Below are 25762 nucleotides of genomic sequence, written 5' to 3'. Positions count from 1 at the left end.
CTCTGAGACGCTCGCAATGCGCCACTCCAATGGTTAACACCCAGGCCTCACGGCTGTCTGCGACTGGTGGAAAGCGGAACGGCAGCTTTCGGGTATGAACCGGCGGGATCCGGACCTCCGTCCTTGCTTAGCCGGGAGCCGCCTTAGCACCCAAGCCGGTACTTCGGATAATCTGCGTCCCAACCCATAAGCGAACGTGAAAACCTTTGCCCATTAGCTTTGCAGCAGGTGTCAGAAGCGGTCGGCCCAACCTGCAGGCAGATCGGGGATTTCACTGCAGAAGTGCGGGCAATCCCTGGTAGAGGATTGCAAGACCGGCGAGCGCATAGAGAATAGCACTCCCCTTGCTGCGCCAGCGCTTGAGATTGTCTTCCTCGGTGCGATGATGTCGAAGCGTGGCGGCGAGCAGATATGCCGCCAACGCCAGCGCCAGACCGGTAGCGACAAGCACGAGCATTGCGGCAAGCTTGGTGCCGGGGAATAGGCTGGCAATCCCATAGACGGTGAAGAAATGCACCGTCCACAGCAGCATGCCGCCGAGAAGATGTCGCCACGCGTCCATCAGACGCTCGCCGGGAAAAGGCGCAATAGGAGTGCTGTCGCGGCGCCCTGCGCTGCTGTGTAAACCAGGAATAGGCTGACCACATCGAAGGTGACGTTGCGCGGACGGGTAACGAGGCCACGGGAGGTGCGGGCTGCGAGGTAGACGCCCATCAGGACGACAACCGCGACCAACTGGCCCTGCAGCGCGAGCATGGCCGCGGCGAAAGCACCCTGCGCGGTGACTTCGGGATCGATACCTTGCGCTTGCCAGCTGAACCAGTCGGTCGCCAGTGCGGCGGGGATAAGGACCGAGGCGAAGAGGATGGCGGCGGTCGGGCTCCAGATGCTCGATCCCTCACGGGCGAGCAGGTGGCGGCCATAGAGCACTAGCAAGGCGGCCAGCGCATAGGTTGCCGCGATCGGTGCAGCCCACCAGCGCTGGGTCGGCTCGACCCAGTAGCCGGGGTGGATCCCGTACAGGAACAGATAGCCAAAAATCGCCATGAGGAAGATCATGCCGGCAACCACCAGCACGCAGATGATGGCCCACCAGCCATGGCTGCTCGGGCCGGTGACATAGGTCGGGAGCATGATGCCGGCGCCGACGTCTACTTCCTTCTGCTCGACCGGCCGGTCGGTATCCCATAGCCAGCGCAGGATCGAGAAGGTGGCGAGCGGCAGGCAGGCGACCGCGAGGAAGTAGGCCTGCACGGTCAGCAACAGGAAGAAGCCGGCGGTGAAGACGGCCCCCAGCAGCGGCCAGACAGACGGACCCATCATGATCTGCAGATATTGCGGCTCGGCCCGGATCGGGCTGGTGATCAGGGTCTCGCGAAGGCCGGTCGCGGAGTAAGGGAGGAAGTGGCGACCTTCCTCTACTTCTCTGGCAAGATCGGGATTGTCCCATAAGGGGGTGCGGCTGCGGACCACGGGAATGCTGCGCGTCGAATAAAGCCCGGTCGGAAGCCACTCCAAGGTGCCTCCGCCATAGGTGTTCCCGGCGTCCTCATCGACCGTGAAGCGGAAATTGCGGGCGAGATCGACGAGGAAGAGGACAATGCTGATCGCAAGCACAACCGCGCCGAGGGTGGAGATGAGGTTGGTCCACTCCCAATCCATGCCGGGGAGGTAGGTGTAGACCCGGCGCGGCATGCCCATCAGGCCGGTCAGGTGCATCGGCAGGAAGGTGATGTGGACGCCGGCGAAGAACAGCCAGAACACCCATCGGCCAAGCCGTTCGGATAGCGGCCGCTTGCTGGTCATTCCGAACCAGTAATAGAAGGCCGCGAACACCGGCATGACCGCGCCGCCGATAAGAACGTAATGAAGGTGCGCGACGATGAAGTGGGTGTCATGGGCCTGCCAGTCGAACGGCACCATCGCCACCATCACCCCGGTCAGGCCGCCCATCACAAAGGTCACCAGCCCACCGATAACGAAGAGCGTCGGCACATTGTGACTTGGCTTGCCGATGGCGAGCGTTGCGATCCAGCTGAACACCTGGATCCCGGCGGGGATGCTGACCGCCATGCTCGCGGCCGAGAAGAAGCCGGTCGAGAGTGACGGCATGCCGGTGGCGAACATGTGGTGCGCCCACACGCCGAAGCTGATGAAGCCCGTGGCGAGCAGGGCAAGGACGATCAACTGATAACCGACCAGCTCGGTCTTCGCGAGGGCGGCGACCATCATCGAGACGAGACCGGCCGCGGGCAGGAAGATGATGTACACCTCGGGGTGCCCGAAAAACCAGAAGAGGTGCTGCCAGAGCATTGGGTCGCCGCCGCGAGCCGCATCGAAGAACGGCCAGTTCAGGGCTCGCTCCATTTCCAGCAGCAGGGTGGCGAGGATGACGGCTGGGAAGGCGATCAGGATCATGCCCGCGAACACCAGCATCGCCCAGGCGAACACCGGCATCCGCGCTAGCGTCATGCCCGGCGCGCGGGTCTTCAGGATACCGACCAAAATTTCGATCGCACCGGCAATGGCGCTTATCTCAATAAAGCCGATGCCGAGCAGCCAAAAGTCGGCATTGATCCCGGGCGAGTAGGTGGTGCTGGTCAGCGGCGGGTACATGAACCAGCCCCCGTTCGGCGCGAGACCGAAGAAGATCGAGGCGAAAAAGCACAGCCCGCCGACGAAATAGGCCCAGAAGGCATAGGCCGAGAGGCGCGGGAACGGGAGATCGCGCGCGGCCAGCATCTGCGGCAATAGCATGACCCCGATCGCCTCCATGATCGGGACAGCGAAGAGGAACATCATCACCGTGCCATGCATGGTGAAGAACTGATTGTAAGTTTCCTGTGGAAGCACGCCGAGCAGAGGCAGCGACAGCTGGGCCCGGATCGCGAGGGCAAGCACGCCCGCCAGCAGGAAGAAGAAGAAGGCCGTGGCGACGTACCACAGGCCGACGTAATTGTTGTTGACGATGGTCAGGCGAGCCCAGCCGGTAGGGGCCTTCCATATCCGCTCCAGCTCTGCCCGTTCGCTGTCCGGACGGGCCTCGGCTGTCGGGAAACGATCGAACAGCTTCGGGTCGAAGCCGGTTTCCGAAATCACTTCTGGGCCTCAAGATAGGTGGCGATTTCGGTCAGCTGCTGCCCGGTCAGGTTGGTGTAGGGCGGCATCCGGTTGTTGGGCTTGATCGCCTGGCTGTTGCCGATCCAGCCCATCAGCGTGCCGCGATTGTTGGGCAGGATGCCCGCGCCAAGGGTGCGGCGGTTGCCGACATGGGTGAGGTCGGGGCCGGCCAGACCGTTGGCGCCCGTGCCGGCGATCCGGTGACAGGCCGCGCAGCCGGTTTCCTCGAACAATCGTGCACCGGCAGCGCCTGCCATCACCGGTGCAGCCGCGCGCTGTTGCCGCGCCTGCATCATGCGGGAATATTGCGCTGGCTCATGCGCGATGACGGTGAATCCCATCAGCGCATGCGGCCCGCCGCAGAATTCGGCACATTGCCCGCCGTAGATGCCCGGCTTGTCCGCCTGGATGCGCATCAAATTGCGCCGCCCGGGGATCATGTCGAGCTTGCCCGACAGGCGCGGCACCCAGAAGCTATGGATGACGTCCGCCGATTGCAGTTCCAGCACTACCGGCTGACCGGCCGGGATATGGAGTTCATTGGCGTCTTGAACGCTTTCGCGGCCCTGCGCATCGAGATAGGCGACCCGCCACCACCACATCTCTCCGGTGATCCGGACCCGCATCTCGTTGCCGGCGATTGGCGCCGACAGGTGGCGTGTGAGGGAAAGGCCATAGATCAGCAGCGCCGTCAGAACGACCAGAGGAAAAGCGACTCCGCCGACCCAGATCGCGGTCTTGCCGCCGACCTTGGCTTGCATTGCAGGACGCCCGAACAAGGCGACATATAGCGCGGCGAGCACGACCAGCAGGACCGCCGCGCCCATGGCGAATAGGATCCAACTCAGCAGCGACACCGAGGTCGCATAAGGCCCGGCGGGGTCGAGCACGGGGGGCGGCCAGCCTTCAAACATACTCAGTCAGTTCCCTGTTCGTAGAGATAGGCCGCAACGTCGCGCGCTTCGGCATCGGTGACCGGCATTGCCGGCATGGCCGAGCCGGGCACCAGTGCGGGCGCATTGCGGATGTAGGCGGCGAGCACGTCGGGCCGGTTCGGTAGCCTGCCGGCGATCAGGCCGCGCGCGGCAAGGCCGCCGAGGTCGGGCCCGACCTTGCCCTGCGGCCAGTGCACGCCGGGAATGGTATGGCAGCTTCCGCAGCCGGCGCGTTCGATAACCTCAAAGCCATGCGCGGCGTCGGCCAGCGGCATGGACTGGCTGGGCTCGGGCGGGGGCTTGCAGGCGGCGAGCGCGAGCGCGGCGACGGGGAACAACCGCCGCAAACCGGTAGTTGCGGCGGTATGCGCAGTTTCGTCCTTCTGGCCACGATGGCTTTGCTGACCGGCTGCGCAAATGCCGATTCCACATCGCTCGATCGCTTCTCGGCTGAAGGAAGGGTCATCGCCCTTAGTGGTGCTGCAGCTGGGGCCGCCAATGCCTGCATCACCTGTCATGGGCTCGACGGAGCGGGCAATGGCGCCGGTGCGCCGCGGCTGGCCGGCCTCGATGCCGGCTATCTGGAACGCCAGCTTGAAGCTTATGCCGACGGGCGGCGCTACCAGAAGCAGATGAGCTGGATAGCCGAGCAACTCAGCGCCGAGGACCGGCGCGCCGTGTCGGCCTATTATGCGAGTATCCCAACGGCGACCGTCGCGGCCGCCACGGCTGCCCGATCCACCCTCTACCATTCGGGCGATGCCAGTCGCGGATTGCTTGCCTGCGCTGCCTGTCACGGCGAACAGGGGCAAGGGCTTGGCCCCGCCAATCCGCCGCTGGCCGGGCAGCCGCCCGCCTACCTCGCCGAACAGCTGCGGCTGTGGCGGATCGGCAAGCGGCGCAACGACCCCGGCGATGTGATGCTTCGGATCAGCCAGCTTCTGACCCCTTCGGAAGCGCGGGCGCTGGCAGACTATTCGGCGAGCTTGCCGGGCGGCCCTCCCAGTCCGGGATCTCCGGCAGCATCCCCCGCAGCACGTCGTGGCGATCCCAGAAGTGGTGTTTCAGGGCCGCCCCTGCATGTGCCGGAATCAGCAAGAGCAAGGCGATGACCGAGGCGATGTGCACATCCTCGGCAAGATCGAGAATGCGGTAGCGGGTCAGAGGTTCAAGGCCGTCAAGCGGGACCTGGGGCCACGGCACGATCCCTGCCAGATACAGCGGGCCTGGGCTGGCAACCGAAGACCACATCACCCAGCCCGACAGCGGCAGGGTAAAGAAGGTCACGTAGAACAGCATGGCGGTAACATGCGCAATCTTGGTCTGCAGGCCTTGCCGGTCGGCATCGTTGTAAGGGTCGGTGATGAGAATGCGCCAGGCGATCCTGGCGAGGACCAGCAACAGGATCGGCAGCCCGGCCGCGCTGTGCACCTGATAGGCGAACACCTTGTCGCCGCCCGGCATCATCCAGTCGGTCCAGAAGCCCCAGCTGATCTGAAAAAGGATCAGCGCCGCCATGATCCAGTGAAAGGCGATTCCAACGGGCGAGTAGCGGCCCCGCCTGGTGTGACTATTCCCCCACGCCCGAAGCCGCTCGATCATGCGGTCGCTTCCCGGTCCTGATCGGCCAGCCAGCGACGGGCGATGATCAAGGCTGCAGCCAAATAAAGAGCAGCCGACGGCGCCCACATGATCAGGCCTGCGGTCTGCTGGTCTTCTAGTGCGGAGAAGCCCCACGGCTCCGTGGTAAAGATATGCGGGGCATAGAGCGGATTGCCGGCGAAGGTGATCAGAGCTCCCAGCAGGCCCATCTGGACCGTGCTGACCAGCAGTCCCGCCACCGCCGACAGGCTGCTGGCGCGGCGCACGGCGGCCCAGAACCCGAACGCCGTGCCGGTGATCGTTAACTGCATCGACCAGTAGACGGCGTTGCTCGACAGCGCCGCGGCGTAGATTCCAGGCGCATGCCACAACCAGAAGGTGGCGGCCTGCAGGCCGGTCCACAACGCAAGGGAGCCGGGCAAGCGACTTCGCTCCTGCGGCATTCCGTAGACCAGCAGTGGGGCCAGAACGGCGGCGAGCAGGACATGGTGCGTGACGCGCGCGGAAAAGAGCGCGGAGCTTAGCGCGCAAAAGGGGGAGACGAACAAGATCAGTGCAAGGGCGGCCGATGCGACGATCAGTCGGCGTTGCAACGGGTTCCGAGCCAAGCGCCAGAGCCCCCAACTGCCCAACGCAAGGGCGAGCAGGAGGAGGGGGTCGAGGTTCCACCGTCCGAGCAGGTCTGCCGGGACGGGGGCCGCGCCGCAATAAGGCAGCCAGTCGCGCACGGGGGGCTGGATCACCGCGTTTGGCGGGCCAGCGCTGATACCACCTTCTGAGAAGGCGTGACGCGCCAGATGGTGTTGGACAGGTCATCGGCCACGATCAGGGCTCCCCTGGGATCCACCGTCACGCCAACCGGTCGGCCAAACGTCTTGCCATCAACCTGGAAGTCGGTGACGAAGGGAATCGGCTCCCCGACCGGCCATCCGTTGCGAAATGGGACGAACGACACCCGGTAGCCGACCGGCGTATCGCGGTTCCAGCTGCCATGCTCGCCAATGAACGTGCCCTCCGAGAAACGCGGTCCCATGGCAGCCGTCGAGAATGCCACGCCAAGCGGCGCATGGTGGGAACCGAGCGAATAGTCCGGTTTGATCGTTCGCGCGACCATTTCCTCCTTGAACGGGCGGACGCGACGATCCGGGTTGGCGCCCCAATAGGCATATGGCCAGCCGTAGAAGGCGCCTTCACGGACCGACGTCAGATAATCCGGCACAAGGTTCGGCCCCAGTTCGTCGCGCTCGTTGACGACGGCCCAGAGCCGCCCGGTACCAGGCTGGAACGTGAGCGCAGTCGGATTGCGGATACCCGTCGCATAGGGCCTGGTAGCGCCGGTCTGGGCGTCGACCTGCAGAATTGTGGCGCGGTCCTCTTCGACCGCCATTCCGCGCTCGCCGACGTTGCTGTTGGAACCGACGCCGACGTACAGGAAGCGCCCATCCGGGCTGGCGGTCAGCGACTTGGTCCAGTGATGATTGATGGCGGCGGGTAGCGCCGCAACCGTGACCGGAGCTCCATTGGCCTTGGTTTGCCCCGGCGCATAGGCGAAGCGAACCAGCGCGTCCTGGTTGGCGACGTAGATCTGGTTGCCGACCAGCGCGAGCCCGTAAGGCGCGTTCAGCTTGTCGGCGAAGACCGTGCGACCTTCGTAAGTCCCGTCGCCATTCGCGTCACGAAGCAGGGTAAGCCGGTCTCCGCTCTTAATGCTGCTCGTCCCCGTGCCCATGAAGTAGCCAGCAATGAAGTCCTTGGGGCGCATTGCTGGTGCCTCTCCGCCGCCTTTGCCTTCGGCAACGAGGATGTCCCCGTTTGGAAGCACCAGCGTTTGACGTGGGATCATCAGGTCGGTTGCGATCGGCGTGATCGTGAAGCCCTCTGGCACGGCCGGGCGGCGATCACCCCAGCCAGCCGGATCGGCGATGGTCATGCTAGGAAGGAGGCCGCGCTGCTTGTCAGGCAGGGTCGGATTGGGTCCGAACTGCCGGGCCTCGGGATCACCGCCACATCCGGCAAGGATGATGGTCAGGGTAGCGGTGGCGAACAGATTGACGGCTCTCATCGGCCAACTCCCGAGCGAAAACTGGCGAAGCCGAGCCAGACCGAGGTCAGCGCGAGGACGAAGGTGATCAGCGACAGGACCAGTCCGGCTGGCATCGTCGCCCAGGCATCCTTGGCGTGGATCAATGCTGCGATAAAGCCGATGACAAAGGTAGCGATCAGCACCAGCAGGTAGAGCGCGGCGCTCCGGTCGCGACGACGGTCACCACGGAAGAAGTCAACGACAGCCCACAACAGGGCTGCGCCGGCAAACACCATTGCCCCTGCATTGAGCCAGGCCGCAAAGTTGATCCACTGCACTTGATAGCTTCTGGAATAGGCCCAGTCTGCGATCATTGCTCCAAGGAACAGCGGCAGCGCGCCGGCGAGGAGAGCCGCGTGCACCGGGTGGATGGGGCGGGTGGCGTAGGTACTCTGTTCCAAGGTCGGCCCTTCCGAATATTGCCTTTGCTCTGAACTCTGGCGGTAAGAGCATGCCAGATTGCCAATGCCGGGCGAACGAAGACAGTTCCGTCACGAAAGCTGAAGGCTGCGCACTGAGGAGGGCCTAAAGCAGGGTTGGCAATGGCTGGATCGCAACCAATTGCAGACTGTCTGCTTCCGGCCACTCGCCGCCACTCAGGCCGGCTCACCCGAAGTCTGTTGCTGGCGCGAACCGGACCGTCTGCTTTTGGATCGGTAGAGGCAAATACCAGACATTCGCTCGTGCGAGGCCTCTAACGGCTGAGCATCCATCCAGGTGCAAGACCTTGCAAACTGATGGCCGCTTCTGGAACTGTGCTCTGGGAGGCCACCGCGTAGCCTGCGGAATTGATACGGGCCGAGCGCTGACTTCCTTGCGGGGTCCGGCGACGCGGCTTGCTCATGCAGCCAACGAGCCCGTCCAACGTTCAGCTGTGAGCATCCCCCTAAAGGTATGATTTTGCATCTTTCATCCGTTCCAAGGCCGGACCTCAATCCGCGCGCTTTGCTCCAGCAGGTAGCTCCGTATCGGAAGCCCCGCCCGGGGCGCAGTCTGACCGAACTTGCGATCACGGCCTTGCCGTTCGTGCTGCTCTGGACCGCGACCTGGGCCATCCTCAGTGCCGGGTACACGGCGGGTTTGCTGCTGACCATTCCGGCTGGCGGCTTTCTGCTCAGGCTTTTCCTGATCCAGCATGATTGTGGGCATGGCGCCTTTTTCTCGCGCCAGAAAAGCAATGACTGGCTCGGCCGGGTCCTGGGGGTGCTGACGCTAACGCCCTATGATTATTGGCGGCGTTCGCATGCCTTGCATCACGCAAGTACCGGCAATCTGGACCAGCGCGGCGTTGGTGACATCGATACGCTGACAGTCTCAGAATACAGGGCGCTCGGTCGAGTGGGCCGTTTTCGTTACCGTCTTTATCGCCACCCGGTCGTTCTTTTCGGCCTCGGCCCGGCATACCTGTTTCTGCTTCGCCATCGGCTCCCGATTGGGATGATGAAGAATGGCTGGAGGCCGTGGCTGAGCACCCTTGGCACAAACACCAGCATCGCCTTGGTTGGCGGCGTGCTCATTTGGCTTATGGGCCTCAAGATCTTCCTGCTGGTGCACATCCCGATCACGCTGGTGGCGGCTTCGCTCGGCGTGTGGTTCTTCTACGTGCAGCATCAGTTTGAGCAGACGCACTGGGAGCGCAGTCCCAAGTGGGCATTCCACGAGGCGGCGCTCTACGGCAGTTCGCACTACGCCTTGCCACCGCTACTGCGCTGGTTCAGCGCCAATATCGGCGTTCATCATGTTCACCACCTCGCCAGCCGCATCCCCTACTATCGGCTGCCCGAAGTTCTGCGGGACATTCCGGCGCTTGCTGCTGTCAGCCGAGTGAGTGTTCGGGAGAGCTTTGCCGCCGTACGGCTGGTGCTCTGGGACGAGCAGAAGCGGCGCCTTGTCTCTATCCAAGAGGCGCTAAGGGCCTAAAACCTTCCCGACCGTCAATCGCGCATGCCCGTGTCATCAATCAACCTGAGGACGGCTGTCGCTGGCTTGCGCGGCGACGATGAATGTATGTTCTTGGTGGTTAGTGGACCGACTGCTTTCGGTGGGCCGAGGCGGATAGCAGACGCTTGTTCATAGGTTCGGCGCGTCGGCTCGGCGCCCAAGCCAGTCATTCAGAGATACGCCACAAGCACCCGTTAGCGGCCGTCAAGTGCGATGCTCGACAGGTCTTGCCCTCTGTCGAGAGGTACGCCGGCCGCCTTGCGCTCGGAATAGCGATCGACGAGTTGGACTGCATGCGGGCGCATCAGAACGGTGAAGCGCACCAGTTCCTCCATGACATCTACGATCCGCTCGTAATAGCTCGACGGCTTCATCCGGCCGCCCTCGTCGAACTCGTTGAAAGCCTTGGCGACCGACGACTGGTTCGGGATGGTGAACATGCGCATCCACCTGCCTAGGATGCGCAAGGTGTTGACGCTGTTGAACGATTGCGACCCGGCCGACACCTGCATAACAGCCAGTGTTCTGCCTTGCGTCGGTCGCATTCCGGCCATGGAGAGCGGAAGGTGGTCAATCTGCGCCTTCATCACGCCGGTAATCTGGCCGTGGCGCTCGGGGCTGCACCAGACGTGTCCCTCCGACCAGAGCGACAGCTCGCGAAGCTCATCGACGGCGGGGTGATCGTCACTGACAACCTGGTCGGGCAACGGCAGCGTCGACGGATCAAATATCCGCGTTTCGCAGCCAAACAACTGCAGCAGGCGCGCCGCCTCTTCTACGCACAGGCGCGAGTATGATCGCTCTCGCAGCGACCCATAAAGCAAGAGGATGCGCGGCGGCGCGTCGCTTGGTCCCAAACCAATCGCGGGTTGATCGAAGATGTAGGCCCGCTCGAGTGCGGGCAGATGGTCGGCATCGGCAAGGGTGCGAAGCGGCATTCGATGTCCTTAGGCCGGCGCGGTCGAAGGAAACCAGCGGCGTCCAAGCCGAAGGGCCACGTGGACGAGCAGGATAAGGACAGGCACCTCCACCAGCGGCCCGATCACGGCTGCGAACGCGACAGGCGATGCCAAGCCAAACGCAGCAATGGCGACCGCGATCGCAAGCTCGAAGTTGTTGCCAGAGGCAGTGAAGGCGATTGCCGTGGTGCGCGGGTAGTCCGCGTCGATCAGCTTGCCCATGAAGAAGCTGATCAGGAACTGCACCACGAAGTAGATGGTGAGCGGAATAGCGATCCGCACGGCATCGAGCGGCAAGCGCACCACGTCACCGCCCTTCAACGTGAACATGGCGACGATCGTGAAGAGCAGCGCAGCCAACGTGATCGGGCCGATTCTTGGCAGGAAGAGGACCTCGTACCAGTCCGCCCCCTTTTGTGCGACGAGTAGGCGACGCGTGAGGAAGCCTGCCAAGAACGGTAGTCCAAGGTAGATCAGTACCGCCTGGGCGATCGTCCAGAAGCTCACGTCGATGATGCTTCCTTCTAGTCCGAACAGCGGTGGAAGGAAGCTAAGGAACAGCCAAGCGTAAGCGCTGAAGAAGACGATCTGGAAGACGGAATTGAAGGCCACCAGGCCGGCGACGTATTGGTTGTCGCCCTGGGCAAGCTGGTTCCAGACCAGCACCATGGCGATACATCGCGCCAGGCCGATCAGAATGACGCCGGTCATGTACTCAGGGCTGTCTCGCAGGAAGATGACGGCCAGCACGAACATCAGGGTCGGGCCAATCAGCCAATTCTGGACCAGCGAAAGGGCAAGCACGCGCTTGTCCGCAAACACCTTTGGTAGATCTTCGTAGCGTACGCGTGCCAGCGGCGGGTACATCATCATGATGAGGCCGATCGCGATCGGCACGTTGGTCGACCCAATCGATAGGTCATTCAGCGCCGATGGCAGGCCCGGGAAGACGCTGCCGAGCACCAGGCCCAAGGCCATCGCGGCGACGATCCATAGTGTGAGCCAGCGATCGAGGAATCCAAGCCGCTCAGGGCGAGAAAGCTGCTCCATCAGCTCAGCTTCTGGCCAGCATCATCGACTACCTGCTCGCCATCCTCCTTGGTGAAGGCGCCGCCTTGAGCATTGGGCAAGATATCGAGGACCGCCTCGGATGGGCGGCAGAGTTTCACTCCCAAAGGCGTTACCACCAGAGGCCGATTGATCAGTATCGGGTGCTCGATCATTGCGTTGATCAGCGCCTCGTCAGAGAGACTGGCGTCCTGCAGTCCAAGCTCAGCGAAAGGGGTGCCCTTCTCCCGCAGCAGGTCGCGTGGTCTCATACCGGCCCGATTGATCAACTTGACGAGCAATGCTCGCGCCGGTGGGGTCTTCAGATACTCGACGACGTGGGGCTCGACGCCGGAGTTGCGGATCATTGCCAGCACATTGCGCGACGTGCCGCAGGCAGGATTATGGTAGATCACGATGTCGGTCATGAGCGTTTCCGTCAGCAGCAGGTGAGTTCGGCGATCAGCGGCGCACAGAGTTGCGGGCTGCCGCGGCAGCAATCCTTGGCCAGGAAAAGCATTAGCTCGCGAAGCGTATCGATCTCGGCATGCTGTACCTGATTGCGGCCCTGCTTTTCAGCTCGCACCAGCCTGGCTTTCGCTAGCACCGCAAGATGAGTGGAGAAGGTGCTTTGGGTCATACCCAATCGGCTCACGACTTCGCCTGTCGCAAGCCCGGCGGATTCATGTCGTATGAGGAGCCGGAATGTTTCAAGCCGGGTAGGATTCGATAGCGCCGCTAGCGCGATCAAAGCATCTTCGGTCGTCATTAATCGGTATTAGCCGATGGATTTTGGTAGCGCTAGCCTGCTACTCTAGCTCGCGGGTGAAGCGGAAATCACCATGAGGTCGCCCAGCCCAGCAAGACGGCTTCAGTCGGACCCAGTCACCAATGCGTCGTGCAGGTGCAATAGGCACGTCGCAAAGCCGTCGCAGCAGAGTCTCTGCCCCCCGCTAGCGCAACGAAGTCTTCCCGGGGGGTATCTAGAATGAAACTGGTTCGTGCCAGCGCTTTTGCTGGAGTGTCGCTGCTGTCGCTTACGGCTGTTCCGGCGATGGCGCAAAGCGAGCGCGCTCCCGCCACGCCGATCGAGAGCGTCGCTGCCGGCGACACTGCCGAAGACGAGCAGCTGCGCACAGCGCAGGAAATCGTGGTGCAGGCCAACATCGGTTATCGTAACCGCAGCGAAGCGGCCGAGCCGGTCCTCGTCTACGACACAGACTATTTCCAGCGCTTCGAGCCGCTGACCATCGGCGATGCGTTGAAGCGCGTTCCGTCTGTCACCTTCCTGTCCGACGTCCTCGAGAGCGATGGCGCACGGCTCCGCGGTCTCGACCCCGGCTATACGCAGATCCTAGTCAACGGCGAGCGTGTGCCCGGCGCCAACGTCGACCGCAGCTTCTTCCTCGATCGCATTCCCGCCGAACTGGTTGACCGGGTCGAGATCGTTCGTGCCAACAGCGCCCGCCGGACTGGCGATGCGGTCGCCGGCACGCTCAACATCGTTCTTCGCGACGCGTTCAAGTTCGACGGCGGTTACGCCCGCGTCGGCGGGCTGTTGTTCGACGACGGCAAGGTCAAACCCAATGTCGGCGCGGTTTTCGGAAGCCCGGTCGGACCGGGCCGATTGCTGATCGGCGGCAACATCCAGGGGCGCTACAATCCCAAGCAGAAGTCGAGCCTTCGTTTCTCCGACTCGCCCGAGAATAATCCGTCCTTCCGCACCGAAGATTTCGATAATCGCGAGGACCAGAGCGACACCCGCGATGGCACCGATTATAACGTCAACGCGTCTTACGGCCTCGACTTGGGCGCCACCCGCGCCGAGCTCAGCGGCTTTTACGTCCATACCGATCGGACCGAGACCGAGCGCAGCTTCGAATATGATGATCCGACCGCCCGGACCGGTCCCGTCCGCACGCCGGTGAATGGCAATCTGCTGACCGACAATGCCAATGTGAACAGCATCAACCAGGACAGCTACTCGCTGGCGGCCAAGCTGGCGCAGGACTGGAGCGCTGGCACGACCACCGCGCGGTTCGGCGCCGCCCGCTTTCAGCAGGACAGCCGCGAGACCGAGTTCGAGATCGATTTCGACCGCGCGCCGCCGCGCTTCACCGGCGACTTGACGCTCACCGACATCGACGACCGGGAATTCAGCCTCGGGCTCGATCACAAGCTGCCGATCGGCGGCGGGGTCAATGTCGTGTTCGGCGGCTATGCGCAGGACAAGAGGCGCGACACCGACATCGCGACCGATCGCAACCGCTTCAACCTTGCGGCAGCAACGCGGGTCTACGACCAGTTCACGCAAAGCCCCGATGCCTTCGTCACGCCCTTCGATCCCTTGCTTGCCGTCGCCGGCGGGCTGAACCGGATCGACGAAAACCGCCGCGACCTGTTTGCCCTGGTCGAGGGCCGGACCGGCGCACTGCGCTGGGAAGCCGGGGTCCGGCGGGAAAGCACGGACGTGAAGATCGTCGACCTTGATAGCGGCCAGCGCTTCGACAATGATTTCGACCTGTGGCTGCCATCAGCCTCGATGAAGTTCGACCTGACCGGGCGCGACCGCCTCACCGCGTCGGTAGCGCGGACCAACCGTCGTCCCAACTTCAACTTCATCACACCAGCGCTGCTCGAGGCTGAACTTGGCGACAACGACCTGCTCGGCAATCCGCTGCTGAAGCCCGAAACCGCATGGGGCGTCGACGCTGGCTATGAACGGCGGATCGGCCGCACGGGCGTCGCCGGGGTCAACGTCTTCTATCGTCGCGTGAAGAATCTGGTCGAGGTCGCCAACACCGGCAACGAAGGCTCGGAAGGAGAAGGCACCTTCGTCCTGCAACCGCAGAACAGCGGCAGCGGCAAGGCATGGGGGATCGAGTTCGACCTTTCCGCCAGCCTCGCCGCCATCGGCCTCAGCGACACCGGCATCTTCGGCAACCTGTCGCTGCTCGACAGCTCGATCCGCGACTTCGCGGGTAAGCGGCGCTTCAACGGTCAGTCCAAATACGTCTACAACTTCGGCTTCATTCAGAACCTCCGCCGCCTCGATGCTGCCTTCGGCGCGACCTTCCGCAAGCAAGGGCCGGCGGTTGACCGGATCGTCGGGGAAGAGATCCGCACCACCTATGGCGCCGATCTCGAGGTCTTCGTCGAGAAGCGCTTGTTCGAAAAGCTGACCATCCGAGCGGTCGGATCGAACCTCCTGAATGGCAAGAAGAAGGAGGTGTTCAACAAGTTCACCACCATCGAAGATCAGGCAAATCGTGACTTCGATGAATATGAGCTTGAAGCGGAAGAAGCCGGACCCGTATTCCAGCTCGTCGCGAGGTACGCTTTCTGATGCGCCAGCTCATCATCCTGACGGCGCTGCTCCTGAGCGGTTGTGCCGCCACCGAAGTGCCTGTGGCGGTTCGCATCGGCAATGCCGACCCGGCGGTCAGCGTCGCTGCCCGGGGCGAAACGGCGCCGGTCGGGACGGAGGCGGAGGACGCCGCCGACGATCCCGCCATCTGGCGCAATCCCGCCGATCCTGCCGCCAGCCTGATCGTCGGCACGGACAAGAAGGCCGGGCTCTACGTCTATGGCCTGACCGGCACAACCCGCAGCTTCATCGACGCGGGGCGGGTCAACAATGTCGACCTCAAGTCCGATGTGATGGTCGGCGGGTCGCGCCAGATCGTCGTGGTGGCAAGCGATCGGAACGACCTCGCCAACGCCAAGTTCGCGCTGTTCACGCTCGATCCGCTCGCGGGTACGCTGCGATTGCTTGGAACACTACCAGCCGGTCGGGGGGAAGCCTATGGGATTTGCCTCGCCACGCTCGACGATGCGCTGCATGGCTTCATGGTCGCGAAGGACGGGACCATAAGCCAGTATCGCTTCGATCTCACCGGACAGCCAGGCGCGACCCTCATCCGGACAATGAAGCTCGCCACCCAGTCCGAAGGCTGCGCGGTCGAGGAAGGGCGCAAGCGGCTCTACGTCGCCGAAGAGGGGCGCGGTCTGTGGCGCTTCGATCTGGCAGCCGATGCAGCGACACCGCCAGTCCTCGTGGCTCCGGCCGACGGCAAGAGGCTGGTCGAGGATGTCGAAGGTGTGGCGGTTGCCCCTGACGGGCGCGGTGGCGGCTTTCTGGTTGTCTCCAGCCAGGGCGACAATGCCTATGCGGTGTGGAGCCTGGGCGACGAGCGCTGGCTCGGCCGCTTCCGCATCAACGCCGGCAGACTGGGCGGGACCGAAGAAACCGATGGGATCGAGCTTCAGCTTGGCGACTTTGGCGCTGATTATCCGGGCGGACTGTTCATCGCGCAGGACGGGATGAATGCGCTTTCGGCCCAGAACTTCAAGCTGGTGGCCTGGGCCGATGTCCTTGAAGCCATAAAGCAGCAGGCGAGAAACTAGGGCCATGCAGCTCGATCGCCGCACGTTCACAACAACCGGTCTCGCATCGCTCGCCTTTAGTGGCGCGTCGCGCGTCCGGGCCAGTCATGCATCCGAGGTTCTGACCTATCGCAACGAAGTGCCCGGCTATGGGCCCTTGCGGCGCGATCCTGCCGGTCTGTTCGATCTGCCCGAAGGGTTCACCTACACGATCCTGTCCGCGGCCGGCGAGGCGATGGACGACGGCTTCGCCACGCCCGACAAGTTCGACGGCATGGGCTGCTTCGCCCTCGACGCGAACCGCATTGCGCTGGTCCGTAACCATGAACTCAAGCCCGGCGACGAAGAATTGGGGCCGAGCGCCGGCCTCGCCCGGCTCGAGCAACGGCTGAAGGACGGCCCGGCGTTCGGTCGCGGGTGGGACGGCCGTGTGCTTCCCGGCGGCACTTCGACCGTGGTCATCGACCTCAGGACCATGAAACGCGAGGCTCAATGGTTGAGCCTCGCCGGGACTGCGGTGAACTGCGCCGGGGGCGATACACCCTGGGGGAGCTGGCTGACGTGCGAGGAGACCACGCTTGCAGCTCCCGATGTCGAACGTTCGCACGGGTGGATCTTCGAAGTGCCGGCCTACCATCGCGGCCTGGTCGATCCCAAACCGCTGACCGGCATGGGTCGCTTCCGACATGAGGCCGCAGCGGTCGATAAGCGCACCGGCATCTTCTACCTGACCGAGGACATGGCCGACGGCCTGTTCACCCGCTTCATCCCCGACAAGCCCGGTAACCTGGCCGCCGGAGGCCGTCTTCAAGCGCTGGCGATCGACGGCCTGCCGGGCATGGACACGCGCAACTGGGACCGGATTATTTTCGCCTCTGGTGCAGCTCCGTCTGTGCGATGGGTCGACCTCGACGCGGTCGACAACCCGGCCGATGACCTCCGAAAGCGCGGCCGCGCCGCCGGCGCCGCGATCTTCGCAAGGGGCGAAGGCATCCACGCCGGCAGCAACGAACTCTACTTCACCTGCACCTCCGGCGGCGCCAAGAAGCTCGGCCAGATATTCCGTTACATTCCCTCGCCGTTCGAGGGTCATGCCGGCGAGGTCGAGCGCTCCGGCCGCCTTCAGCTTTTTCTGGAAAGCGAGGATGCCAGCGTGTTCGACTATGGCGACAATCTCACCGTCGCGCCCAACGGCCACCTGATCGTCTGCGAGGACCGTACCGACGGCAAGCCTAATCATCTCCGTGGCGTGACCCACGAGGGCAAGGTCTACACGATGGCGCTGCTTCGCGCCGACACCGAACTGGCCGGCGTCTGCTTTGCGCCCGACGGTCGGACTATGTTCGTCAACGTTTACCGCCCTGGGCGAACGCTTGCCATTCAGGGTCCTTGGAGCACTTTGCGGCTGATCTGAATGAACGGCGGCAATCGCCTTTTTTCTTCACTGAAGAAGACTTGCAGCTTTCGGCCACCTGCGGACGCTCGGAGCACGGGATGGGTGGGCTGGCGAACCGGCCCACCATTCCACTCAGATCTCGGCCGCTTCGGCCAGCACCAGAGCATCTTCGACCTCGACGCCAAGGTATCGAACCGTCGTCTCGATCTTGGTGTGGCCAAGTACAATCTGTACTGCTCGGAGGTTGCCAGTCTGCTTGTAGATAAGGGCTGCCTTCGTGCGCCGAAGCGAATGGGTGCCGTAGTCCTCTCGACGGAGCCCAATTGCCGTCACCCACTCGTCGACCAGACGAGCGTATTGCCGGGTGCTCATGTGTGACAGCCGGTCAACGCGGCTGGGGAAGACATACTCGTCGAGCGAGCCACCGCGCCGCTCATCGGTAAGTGACGTCACCCGCTCTTTTTGAAGCGGTAGAGGTGATTTCGAAGAGCTCGGCTACTTCGTCGGCAATCGCCTTCTGGGCACTTGCGGCGATCATGTCGGTGGAAAGATTCACGGTGGGCCCGAAGGGGCGATTGGCTGTGGCGGTAACTTCGTGCCTGCGTTCCGAACGGCATAGAGGGGTTCGCTCGAGAGTCCGCTCTTCGATCTCCGCTCGATCGAGCCGTTGCGAAGGCCAGCAGGATTCGCGCCATCAAGGTAGCGGTTGATGCCAGAGGCAATGCCGACGATAGCATAGGCCAGTTCGTCCCGATCGACGGCCACGCGACCCTGATAGTCGGCCGTGCAGAGTGAAACCTTGTTTTCAGCAGTCAACACGTCCGCGGCGGCCGGCGACGAGAAGAAGACCCTCATGGTGCTGGCGAGGAGGAGGAGGAGCCTGCGCATCAGTCCAGGACCTCTTCCAGCTGTTTGATCAGGCGCTCGTAGAGGTAGGCTTTGGTCTCCTTGATGGTGAGCTTGAGCGTGCCAGATGCGTAGCTCGAACGTTGATGGTAGAAGGACTAGAGCGGGCGAAGCGCCTTCATCCTGCCCTCGTAGTTCTTCAGGCACATTCCCCAGCCCACTTCGAGGGCGCCGATCGGGTCTTCGCTTGGCTTAAGCTTTGGCGTAATCTCATCGCGAGAGATCCCGAACTGCTCCGCAATGGCCCCATAGAGGCAAGTGTGGATGTCGACGCGGATCTGGATGTCGCCTGCTAGAGCGACCACGCCGCTTGGTCCGAGAAGTAGGCTCTTCGACAAGGAGCCTGCCTGCTTGCCTTTGCTGCCTTTAGCAAAGTGAGTTTGCCCCCCACTAGAAATGCATACTTAAGCGCCGGCGAGCATGATCTACTCGGGGCGGAAGATTTCCAACTTTGTGCGGCTCTGTTCCCGACAGACCACAAGCAAGGACGTTAATACAAATTGCTTTTCAGCAGCGGTGAAACTCTCGGCCTGGCCTGGGCAATTCGAACGAAATTGAAAAAGATGAGGTCGGGCAGGAAAAGCCTGACCTGTCGGCACCCGGCCATGATCTGCGCTCCAGCATCAGCGCAGGGAGATTTCGGGGACGACTAGGCCCACCGAGGGTTAGGCCTTCAATTAGTTCAGATGCTGGCACCAGTCGCCAGGGTTAGGGATCGTTTCCGGACGCATCGTGCAACTGCGGACCTTCTGGGTCGATTGAAGCCCAACAGCGCACCTCCTCTTCAAATCGCCAGTGAGAGTACTTGGTTCTGGCCAGTTCACCGGCGATCGCTCGTAATCCTGCGTCGGTCTGGTGATGGTCGTCCGGCGGGAAGGGGAGGCGTTGACGAACGTAGGTGACAGGTATTGGTGGAAAGCGGAAGGGCTGCTTTGGGCCCGCAACGGGCAGAAGCGGACATTGCTTCAGACGCGACGTCGCGGCAGCAGCGCGCCTGAAGAGGACGTCTCTTTGCAATTCAGAAGCAAATAAGCTTGTTCAAACGCATGCAAGCGTCAAAATGACGGTCTAGGTGTAAGTCACGCCTGCTTGCAGGTCCTTGCGACGAATGCCGCACCCAACAGCGCCGAACCCAAAAAGCATCAGCATCCAGGTGGCTGGCTCAGGAACAGCAGATTCGAGCCTGGTTACTGCAACAACAGACGACCGATTGACGTCGAGGGAGAACGGCAAGGTGAACGTCAAGGACGACGCCGTCTGGCCCACGTCATCTGGAACCCGGTGGTCCCAGTCGTGAACGATGCTCCCACCAGACTGAGATTGGCCGAACTCAAGGTATAGGTGCCGTTGCTTTCCTCCAGAGAGAACCTCCCGTTGAGGAGGCCGGCCACGTTGTAGGTGATCGTCTCGGACGCGCATGCAGGCGTCGCGGCGCTCAGTGCCATCGCCATCACCGCAAGTTGCACTCGATTACGCATGGAAGCTCTCCTTGAGACTTAGCCTCCTGGCCGGAGGACCGATGAACGGGACTTGGGCCAGCGGAATGGAATTCCGCATTTCACCCAAGATAACGAAGCCTCCGACGACGATGCCGGGTCGTGACGCCAATTGTGCCAAAGCCCAGAAGCATCATCGCCCAAGTCGCGGGCTCGGGCACCGCCGCGGTCACATTCCGGATCGAAATGTTGTAGATGGTCGGACCACCGACTTCACCGGTGCCGATGTAATCCCCGGGCACAAACGTCGGCGATCCTTCGTAGCCGGCGAACAGTGGGTCACCCGCAAAGGAGATTCCGCCACCGCCGACTACGCTCAAGGCCAAGCCGCCGGAAGTTGAGCCCGAGTTGAAAAGCACTTCGCCCGTGCCGGCGTCGCCGTTCAGGGTAATCGGCACGCTTCTGATGATGAACAGGCCTTCGCGGAAGAAATCTATCTTGGTGGGAGAGCAATCAAGCTCGAAGCTTGCCGTGTCGAGACCAGCGATGCTGAACCCGCAAATATCGGCAAGGGCCGGGGAGGAGAAAGAGGCGGCGGCAATCGCCGTTAGTACGAGAGTGAACTTCATTTACAGTTACTCCCTCTTCAATGTTTGAGCTCATCGAACAGCAGGCTGGAGCTTGGAAAGGCCCATTCTGATCGGAGCGGTCAGCCGACTTGCTGGATCAAGGAACCCTGACGCCGGCGGCGCAGCGAACCGCCGACCAGGCCGAAACCGAGGAGCAAGAGGGCCCAGGTCGATGGCTCGGGCACGGCCGCGGACACGGCGAGATTGTCGATCTTCACATACATGCCGGGATCGTTGGTGGGGTGCGAGAATGTCAGCGCGCTCAGATTGTCGAAGCCGCTCAATGTGAAAGACTGGTACGACGATCCGATGCTGATGTTGGTTGTCACCGTTGAGCCATCGGCGCGGAGGCCCGTAAGAAGCAGCAGGTACTCGGAATACTTCGCATAGGCTCCGATGGCAGCGTCGAAGCTCGACACCGAGAAAAGCGATCCGTCGACGGCTCGCATTGTTTCAGCATGGCGGGTGTACATGAGGTACTCCCAACCGTTCCGAGCCGTCGGGTCTTGGGACCAGGCGTAGGCGCAGCAGTTTCCGGCGCTGGTGAACGTGTAACCCTGGGTCGAGACCTGGTTCTCGAAATAGGGCGGCACTTCCTCGAAGGTAAGGATGGTTGATCCGCTCGGATGATCCGGCTGGACCACCGCTGCCGGCGGGGTGCTGCCGATGTAGCCGGTGGAGTTGTCGACCGTCGTTTGGCTGTTGAGACCAGACGTGGATTTCAGCTGATAACTGGTACTCGTATTGGCCCAGAAGTTATAAAGCTTACCATCCGACGTGGTGAACAGGATGCCCGTGCTGTCGAACGGGTAAGCGCCGCCGTAGTAGATGTTGTCGTACGTGAATATACTTTGCGACGCAGTGTCGGGCTGGCTCGGATTCACGACGAGACCGGAAATCGACGTTCCATTCACATTGCCGGACATCGACTGGATATCGTATCCACCACGAGAGTTCAGCGTGTCACTTGCGGTAATGGCAAGATTGGCGCGGATGGCGCTTCCGGCGAAGACATTGGTGCTGGTGTACGTTGTCACGAACTCGGCGGCAGACGCTGGAACGCTGGCAAACGCGCAAGCGAGGGTGACGGGCAGCAGGCGCGCGGGCGGCGCGAGGCGCTTGATTGGAATCACGATCTTACCCCCAACAGGACGAGCCGTCTTGCCCCCAGTGAGCAAATCCGCCGTCGATAAGTTCGCGTTAATAAGGGTTTATCAGAGCCGCAAACCTCAATTGCGCGTTGGGACGCAGTGCCTAATCGAGCGGGATTTCAGGTTCGATCTGCAGCTCGCGCGCGAGTGAAGCGAGACCGAAACACTCGGCGGCCTGACTCCAACATCTCCAAAAATTGTAGCCAAGCAGCGGCTTGAACGCGGCGCGTCGGCCGTTGCTAATCGATGTTGTCGAAGGCGTGCTGTATTTGCGCCGATGCCGAAGCGCTAATCGGCGGCGCGGTCCTGGAAAGATGCCGTCGGCGCAGTTCGCTCGGCGGGTAGCCGAAAGCCTTGCGAAAGCTGCGAAGGAGCGATGCCTGGTCGCGAAAACCGTAGCGCTGCGCGAGTTCTGCAAGCGTGCTGGTATTGAGAGGATTGCACATCGCCCTGTGCAACGCGCGAAGTCGACGCATTCGATCATAAGCGAGAAGCCCCCCTTCGCGCTCGAACAAGCGGTAGATGACCGATCGCGAAACGCCCAATGCGGCGGTGATTCCCGATACCGTCAGCGTCCCTGGCGGTTGCGTGGCGACATAGTCCTTGGCGGAAGCGAGCAATGGCGACTGCGCGGACACGTCGGTCGCTCCGGCAGCCACCAGCGCGGCAGCGGTAAGGTCACGCAAGATGGCGGCGTAAAGCGGGGCACTTTCTTCCCTCGCCTGGGGAAAGAAGCGGATCAGATCGCACGCCATTTCGCGCAACAATGCCAATTCGGGAACGTCTGCCAATACTCCTTGAAAGTCGATCGATCCTGTCCGCTCCTCAAGAAAGCCGCGCGAGAAATACAGCATGAGCAGGCGTGCGCGCGTTGATGAAATCTCGCTCGTTCGACGGGCATCGCGGACAAAGCAGGCAGGCGGCATCAGATTACACGCATCACCGGCGGTCTCGAAGGTCATCGTGCCTTCAAGCAGCTGGGCAACCTGGATGAAGTCGGCATCCACGGCGTTCACGAGCTCGCGATCCCGGATGGCAACAAACGGGTCCACTTCCATCAGGATGATCTGCAGCGCGCCGAGGTTCCACATGTTGCCGCTACTGTGGAATGATCCGGGCACCGGCTGAGACAATCGCGCACAGCGAATATGGGCGCTCCAGTAGGAAAACTGCTCGGCCTCCGGGATCTGCGACGACTCGATGATTACTCTGGGGATTGTGCTCGAAGGGTCGACCTGCATCATTGCCTCGGAACGCGGAACGGAAAGCCTAAGAAGCGTCGTAAGTCGCTGGCTCAACGTCCGAAGGGGTTACTGCGCCTGCAATCCGTTGCACACATAACCTACTGCTAACGAAAAGTGATGCGATCAGAAATGATGTTGTCACTTCCATCCGATCGCATTTCATTTACCGGTGACCGGCAAGATCTCAGCCAAGTGCGCCGCAAGATCAGCGTTGCGGAAAGGTTTCGTCAGTCGAGGGAGGTCAGGCGAGATGCCGTCGACTTCCGCATATCCGGAGACGATCAGCACGGGTAATCCGGGGATCCGCGCTCGAGCCAAGCTCGCAAGGTCGGCGCCGCTGAGCCCCGGCATGAGGTGATCGGTAACGAGAAGGTCGGGGGCCTGCCCGGTTTCGAGCAGCTTCAGCGCTTCATCGCCCGAGGTTGCTTCGACGACGTCGAATCCGAGGTCGATGAGCATGTCGGCCGTGCTCATCCGCACCAGATCCTCGTCGTCGACTAGAAGCACGGTGCCCCGCACCAGCGGTGTCTGCGTCGGTGTCGACGACGGCGCCTGACCTGTCGCGGGCTCTGTGCTAAGGGGAAGCCAGAGGGTAACATCGGTCCCCTTGTTCGGAGTGCTGTCTATGCTCAGCCCGCCGCCGAGCTGCGCGGCAAGGCCGTGCACCATAGAAAGGCCAAGGCCCGTCCCTTTCCCGATGCCCTTGGTCGAGAAGAAAGGCTCCACCGCCCGTCTCAGCGTCTCTTCATCCATGCCCGCGCCCGTGTCGCTGACGCTCAATCGGACATAGTCGCCCCGCCCGAGTCCGGCCGGATGCCGGGCCGAGATGCGCTCGCTGCGCGCCGCGATGGTGAGCTGCCCGCCCCTTGGCATGGCATCGCGCGCATTCACCGCAAGGTTCAGCAGCGCCATCTCAAGCTGGTTGGCATCGGCGATGGCGTGGGGAAGCGCGGGGTCCAGATCGAGGCCGAGGTCGATGGTCGGCCCGACGGTCGAGGCGATCAGATCCGTCATGCCGCCGACGAGTGTGCCGATATTCACCGCAGTCGATTGAAGCGGTTGCCGCCGGGCAAACGCGAGCAAGCGCTGCACCAAAGTCTTGGCGCGCTCCGCCGACTGGAGGGCACCATCGATCAGTCGGCGCTCGCGTTCGCTGCCGATGCCCTTGCGCACCAGCATGTCGAGCGAGCCGATGATCGGGGTCAGGAGATTGTTGAAATCGTGCGCCACGCCGCCGGTCAGACTGCCCATCGCCTCCATCTTCTGGCTTTGCCGCAACGCCTCCTGCGCGGCAGCGAGCTCGGCCTCCTTTCTTTTGGCATCGCTGAGGTCACGACCGACGGCGATGAAGTTCAGGCCGTCGGCTTCGGGAGCGACGGTCCACTCGATCGGCTTCCATCCGCCGTCGGACGTGGCGATCCGGTTCTGGAAGCGCGCCGGCTGGCGGGTCGCGCTCATCCCCTCGATCGCCGCAAGGGTCGGCGGCATGTCGTCGGGATGCATGAAGCTTGCGTAGCCCTGAGTGAGCAATTCGGCCTCGGTCCACCCGAGCACCTGCGTCCAGGCCGGGCTGACGGCCGACATCATGCCAGTGAAGTCCGCCCGCGCGAGCATGTCCTGCGACAGGTTCCAAAGCCGGTCGCGTTCGGCAGACCGGGCTTCGACCTGCGCCTCCAGGGTCTCGTTCAACTCATGCAGAGCCTGTTCGGCCCGTGCGCGTTCGACGGCTGCCCAGGTGCGCTCGGCCGCATCCTGCATCAGCGCGATCTCGGTCGCTTTCCATTGCCGCGGTTTGCTCTCGTGCGCGTAGAGGAAGGCAACGAGTCGCCCTTCTTTGATTAGGGGCACCGCAATGATCGCTCGCAGGTTGGTGCTGGCCCACGCGTCGGCGACGTTGGCCCCCGCCACGCGCGGATCCGAGGCGCTGTCGTTCACCACCAGGGTGCGGCCGGCGCGCAGTTCCTCCGCGATCGTTTGTCCAAACCCATCGAGAAGGCGCGCTTCGCCGGCCAGGCTTGGCATGGACCTCGTCCAGTCGCGCGACACACGGATGATCTCGCCATCGGCGTCGATCTCGCCATAGCCGGCCCGGCTAACGCCTAAGGTCGCGCCGAGCAGCTCCGCCGCCACGCGCATCACGCTGACCGGGTCGTCGAGAGTCCTGAGAGATTGCTCGAGGTCGAGGCGGAATGACTGGGCGCGTTCGCCCATCACACGCGCGGTCGTTTCGTTGCCCTGATTGAGAATGCCGACGATTTCGCCGTTCTCGTCGCGGATTGGCGTGAAGCTGTAATTCCAGTAGGTTTCCTGCACCTCCCCGCCACGGCGTATGGGGAGCATCTGATCGAAGGTTGCAAAGCCCTCGCCGGTTCGCCAGACCTCGTCGAATTGGGGCCCGACGACGGGCCAAATGTCGGCCCAAACTTCCGCGCCAGGACGGCCGAATGCCCAAGGGTGGCGCTCGCCGGCGATCGGGGCCCAGGCGTCGTTGTAGATGAGGCGGAGTTCGCGTGTGCAATAGATCGCCGTGGGAAAACTCGAGTCGACGCAGAGCGACAAGGCTACTTTCAAGGCACTTGGCCAACGATCGGGCGACCCCAGCGGGAAATCCAACCAGTCAAACGACGTCAGCATAGAGATACTGGGACTCTGATTAGGCTGGTCAGTGCTTTGCGACAAAGTTGCAGACGTTTTACCGGAGAAGATCACAATTTCGACTACAGCCTATCGAGGATGTGCGGAAGCCTCCGCAAAAGGCTGGAACAACCCAGAGCGCAGATGACATCGGAGTCGACGTCGCGATACTGGGTGCCAGCCGTTCCTTGCTGCTCGACGGCAAGGCCACTTTGTTACCTACCAAGATGCTCGGATGGGTCGGCAGTATTGGAAAGCAGGGGAGGACGCGAAAGGGCTTGGCAGGTAATCGA

Annotated in this window: 21 protein-coding genes and 5 pseudogenes; 5 read left to right on the top strand and 21 right to left on the bottom strand. The window is 62.5% G+C overall.

All coding sequences use genetic code 11. From position 1 onward, the window contains the following. Positions 1 to 271: 271 nt before the first annotated feature. Genes M1K48_RS04605 through M1K48_RS14400 form a run of 4 tightly spaced genes read right to left on the bottom strand, consistent with a single transcriptional unit; the run spans position 272 to position 4330 of the window. Positions 272 to 562 carry a hypothetical protein gene (locus M1K48_RS04605; protein ID WP_249504684.1) on the bottom strand — a complete coding sequence of 97 codons (291 nt, stop codon included), beginning with the start codon at positions 560 to 562 and terminating at the stop codon, positions 272 to 274. Further along, positions 562 to 3099 (bottom strand): cbb3-type cytochrome c oxidase subunit I, encoded by a 2538-nt coding sequence (locus M1K48_RS04600; protein WP_249504683.1) that lies wholly within the window; start codon positions 3097 to 3099, stop codon positions 562 to 564. The genes M1K48_RS04605 and M1K48_RS04600 overlap by 1 nt, the downstream gene beginning before the upstream one ends. Beyond that, a complete protein-coding gene (gene coxB, locus M1K48_RS04595) occupies positions 3096 to 4034 on the bottom strand; it encodes a cytochrome c oxidase subunit II (protein WP_249504682.1) in 939 nt (312 codons plus the stop codon). Before coxB ends, M1K48_RS04600 begins: the two co-directional genes overlap by 4 nt. A gap of 2 nt (positions 4035 to 4036) precedes the next feature. Continuing rightward, entirely contained in the window at positions 4037 to 4330 is a 294-nt protein-coding gene (locus M1K48_RS14400; RefSeq protein WP_406697160.1) for a c-type cytochrome, read from the bottom strand. On the opposite strand from M1K48_RS14400, the pseudogene M1K48_RS14395 reads away from it, so the two are divergent. After that, positions 4265 to 4972, top strand: a pseudogene (locus M1K48_RS14395) (c-type cytochrome); the annotation flags it as partial. The gene M1K48_RS14400 and the pseudogene M1K48_RS14395 sit on opposite strands and share 66 nt — an antisense overlap. 13 nt (positions 4973 to 4985) lie before the next feature. Here the strand turns inward: M1K48_RS14395 and M1K48_RS04585 are convergent. The 4 genes from M1K48_RS04585 to M1K48_RS04570 are packed head-to-tail and all read right to left on the bottom strand — an operon-like array spanning position 4986 to position 8141. Next, a complete protein-coding gene (locus M1K48_RS04585; RefSeq protein WP_249504680.1) occupies positions 4986 to 5657 on the bottom strand; it encodes a cytochrome b in 672 nt (223 codons plus the stop codon). Next, positions 5654 to 6385, bottom strand: coding sequence for a cytochrome c oxidase assembly protein (locus M1K48_RS04580; RefSeq protein WP_249504679.1), 732 nt, complete (start codon positions 6383 to 6385; stop codon positions 5654 to 5656). Before M1K48_RS04580 ends, M1K48_RS04585 begins: the two co-directional genes overlap by 4 nt. Positions 6386 to 6396: 11 nt before the next feature. Beyond that, positions 6397 to 7719, bottom strand: coding sequence for a PQQ-dependent sugar dehydrogenase (locus M1K48_RS04575; protein ID WP_249504678.1), 1323 nt, complete (start codon positions 7717 to 7719; stop codon positions 6397 to 6399). Further along, positions 7716 to 8141: a DUF2231 domain-containing protein gene (locus M1K48_RS04570; RefSeq protein WP_249504677.1), complete on the bottom strand. Its 426-nt coding sequence runs from the start codon at positions 8139 to 8141 to the stop codon at positions 7716 to 7718. Before M1K48_RS04570 ends, M1K48_RS04575 begins: the two co-directional genes overlap by 4 nt. 625 nt (positions 8142 to 8766) lie before the next feature. Between M1K48_RS04570 and M1K48_RS04565 the strand changes: the two genes are divergently transcribed. Next, positions 8767 to 9660 (top strand): fatty acid desaturase, encoded by an 894-nt coding sequence (locus tag M1K48_RS04565; RefSeq protein ID WP_249505177.1) that lies wholly within the window; start codon positions 8767 to 8769, stop codon positions 9658 to 9660. A gap of 215 nt (positions 9661 to 9875) precedes the next feature. On the opposite strand, the gene arsH is transcribed toward M1K48_RS04565, so the two are convergent. From arsH to M1K48_RS04545, 4 genes are read right to left on the bottom strand one after another with little or no spacing between them, the layout of a single operon-like run. Further along, the gene (gene arsH, locus M1K48_RS04560; protein WP_249504676.1) at positions 9876 to 10619 is read right to left on the bottom strand and encodes an arsenical resistance protein ArsH; all 744 of its coding nucleotides are present in this window, start codon (positions 10617 to 10619) and stop codon (positions 9876 to 9878) included. A 9-nt stretch (positions 10620 to 10628) separates the two neighbouring features. After that, positions 10629 to 11690, bottom strand: a complete 1062-nt coding sequence (gene arsB / locus M1K48_RS04555; RefSeq protein WP_249504675.1) for an ACR3 family arsenite efflux transporter — start codon at positions 11688 to 11690, stop codon at positions 10629 to 10631. Beyond that, on the bottom strand, positions 11690 to 12115 hold the full coding sequence (gene arsC, locus M1K48_RS04550) for an arsenate reductase (glutaredoxin) (protein ID WP_249504674.1): 426 nt from the start codon (positions 12113 to 12115) through the stop codon (positions 11690 to 11692). The genes arsB and arsC overlap by 1 nt, the downstream gene beginning before the upstream one ends. A gap of 11 nt (positions 12116 to 12126) precedes the next feature. Continuing rightward, positions 12127 to 12456, bottom strand: a complete 330-nt coding sequence (locus tag M1K48_RS04545; RefSeq protein ID WP_249504673.1) for an ArsR/SmtB family transcription factor — start codon at positions 12454 to 12456, stop codon at positions 12127 to 12129. A 219-nt stretch (positions 12457 to 12675) separates the two neighbouring features. Here M1K48_RS04545 and M1K48_RS04540 point away from each other — a divergent pair, with 219 nt between their 5' ends. From M1K48_RS04540 to M1K48_RS04530, 3 genes are read left to right on the top strand one after another with little or no spacing between them, the layout of a single operon-like run. Beyond that, complete coding sequence (locus M1K48_RS04540; RefSeq protein WP_249504672.1) at positions 12676 to 15033, top strand: TonB-dependent receptor plug domain-containing protein; 2358 nt, start codon at positions 12676 to 12678, stop codon at positions 15031 to 15033. Beyond that, positions 15033 to 16094 (top strand): phytase, encoded by a 1062-nt coding sequence (locus tag M1K48_RS04535; protein ID WP_249504671.1) that lies wholly within the window; start codon positions 15033 to 15035, stop codon positions 16092 to 16094. The genes M1K48_RS04540 and M1K48_RS04535 overlap by 1 nt, the downstream gene beginning before the upstream one ends. Before the next feature lie 4 nt (positions 16095 to 16098). Then, the gene (locus M1K48_RS04530; RefSeq protein WP_249504670.1) at positions 16099 to 17487 is read left to right on the top strand and encodes an alkaline phosphatase PhoX; all 1389 of its coding nucleotides are present in this window, start codon (positions 16099 to 16101) and stop codon (positions 17485 to 17487) included. Positions 17488 to 17601: 114 nt separating this feature from the next. On the opposite strand, the pseudogene M1K48_RS04525 reads toward M1K48_RS04530, so the two are convergent. The 9 genes and pseudogenes from M1K48_RS04525 to M1K48_RS04485 all read right to left on the bottom strand — a co-directional run. After that, positions 17602 to 17907 (bottom strand): annotated as a pseudogene (locus M1K48_RS04525) (tyrosine-type recombinase/integrase); the annotation flags it as partial. A gap of 114 nt (positions 17908 to 18021) precedes the next feature. Continuing rightward, complete coding sequence (locus M1K48_RS04520) at positions 18022 to 18357, bottom strand: hypothetical protein (protein ID WP_249504669.1); 336 nt, start codon at positions 18355 to 18357, stop codon at positions 18022 to 18024. 116 nt (positions 18358 to 18473) lie between these two features. After that, positions 18474 to 18713 (bottom strand): hypothetical protein, encoded by a 240-nt coding sequence (locus M1K48_RS04515; RefSeq protein WP_249504668.1) that lies wholly within the window; start codon positions 18711 to 18713, stop codon positions 18474 to 18476. Positions 18714 to 19443: 730 nt separating this feature from the next. Continuing rightward, positions 19444 to 19551 (bottom strand): annotated as a pseudogene (locus M1K48_RS14390) (PEPxxWA-CTERM sorting domain-containing protein); the annotation flags it as partial. 65 nt (positions 19552 to 19616) lie between these two features. Then, positions 19617 to 19853, bottom strand: a complete 237-nt coding sequence (locus tag M1K48_RS04505) for a hypothetical protein (protein WP_249504667.1) — start codon at positions 19851 to 19853, stop codon at positions 19617 to 19619. A gap of 80 nt (positions 19854 to 19933) precedes the next feature. Next, a pseudogene (locus tag M1K48_RS14385) lies at positions 19934 to 20065 on the bottom strand (PEPxxWA-CTERM sorting domain-containing protein); the annotation flags it as partial. Positions 20066 to 20520: 455 nt separating this feature from the next. Beyond that, positions 20521 to 20649, bottom strand: a pseudogene (locus M1K48_RS14380) (PEPxxWA-CTERM sorting domain-containing protein); the annotation flags it as partial. 1181 nt (positions 20650 to 21830) lie between these two features. Then, on the bottom strand, positions 21831 to 22835 hold the full coding sequence (locus tag M1K48_RS04490; protein WP_249504664.1) for a helix-turn-helix transcriptional regulator: 1005 nt from the start codon (positions 22833 to 22835) through the stop codon (positions 21831 to 21833). Between the two features lie 159 nt (positions 22836 to 22994). Continuing rightward, positions 22995 to 25469, bottom strand: a complete 2475-nt coding sequence (locus tag M1K48_RS04485; RefSeq protein ID WP_249504663.1) for an ATP-binding protein — start codon at positions 25467 to 25469, stop codon at positions 22995 to 22997. Positions 25470 to 25762: the final 293 nt, after the last annotated feature.

The sequence above is a fragment of the Sphingomonas glaciei genome (assembly GCF_023380025.1).
Lineage (GTDB): Bacteria > Pseudomonadota > Alphaproteobacteria > Sphingomonadales > Sphingomonadaceae > Sphingomicrobium > Sphingomicrobium glaciei.
This window is presented reverse-complemented; position numbering and strand designations above follow the sequence as displayed.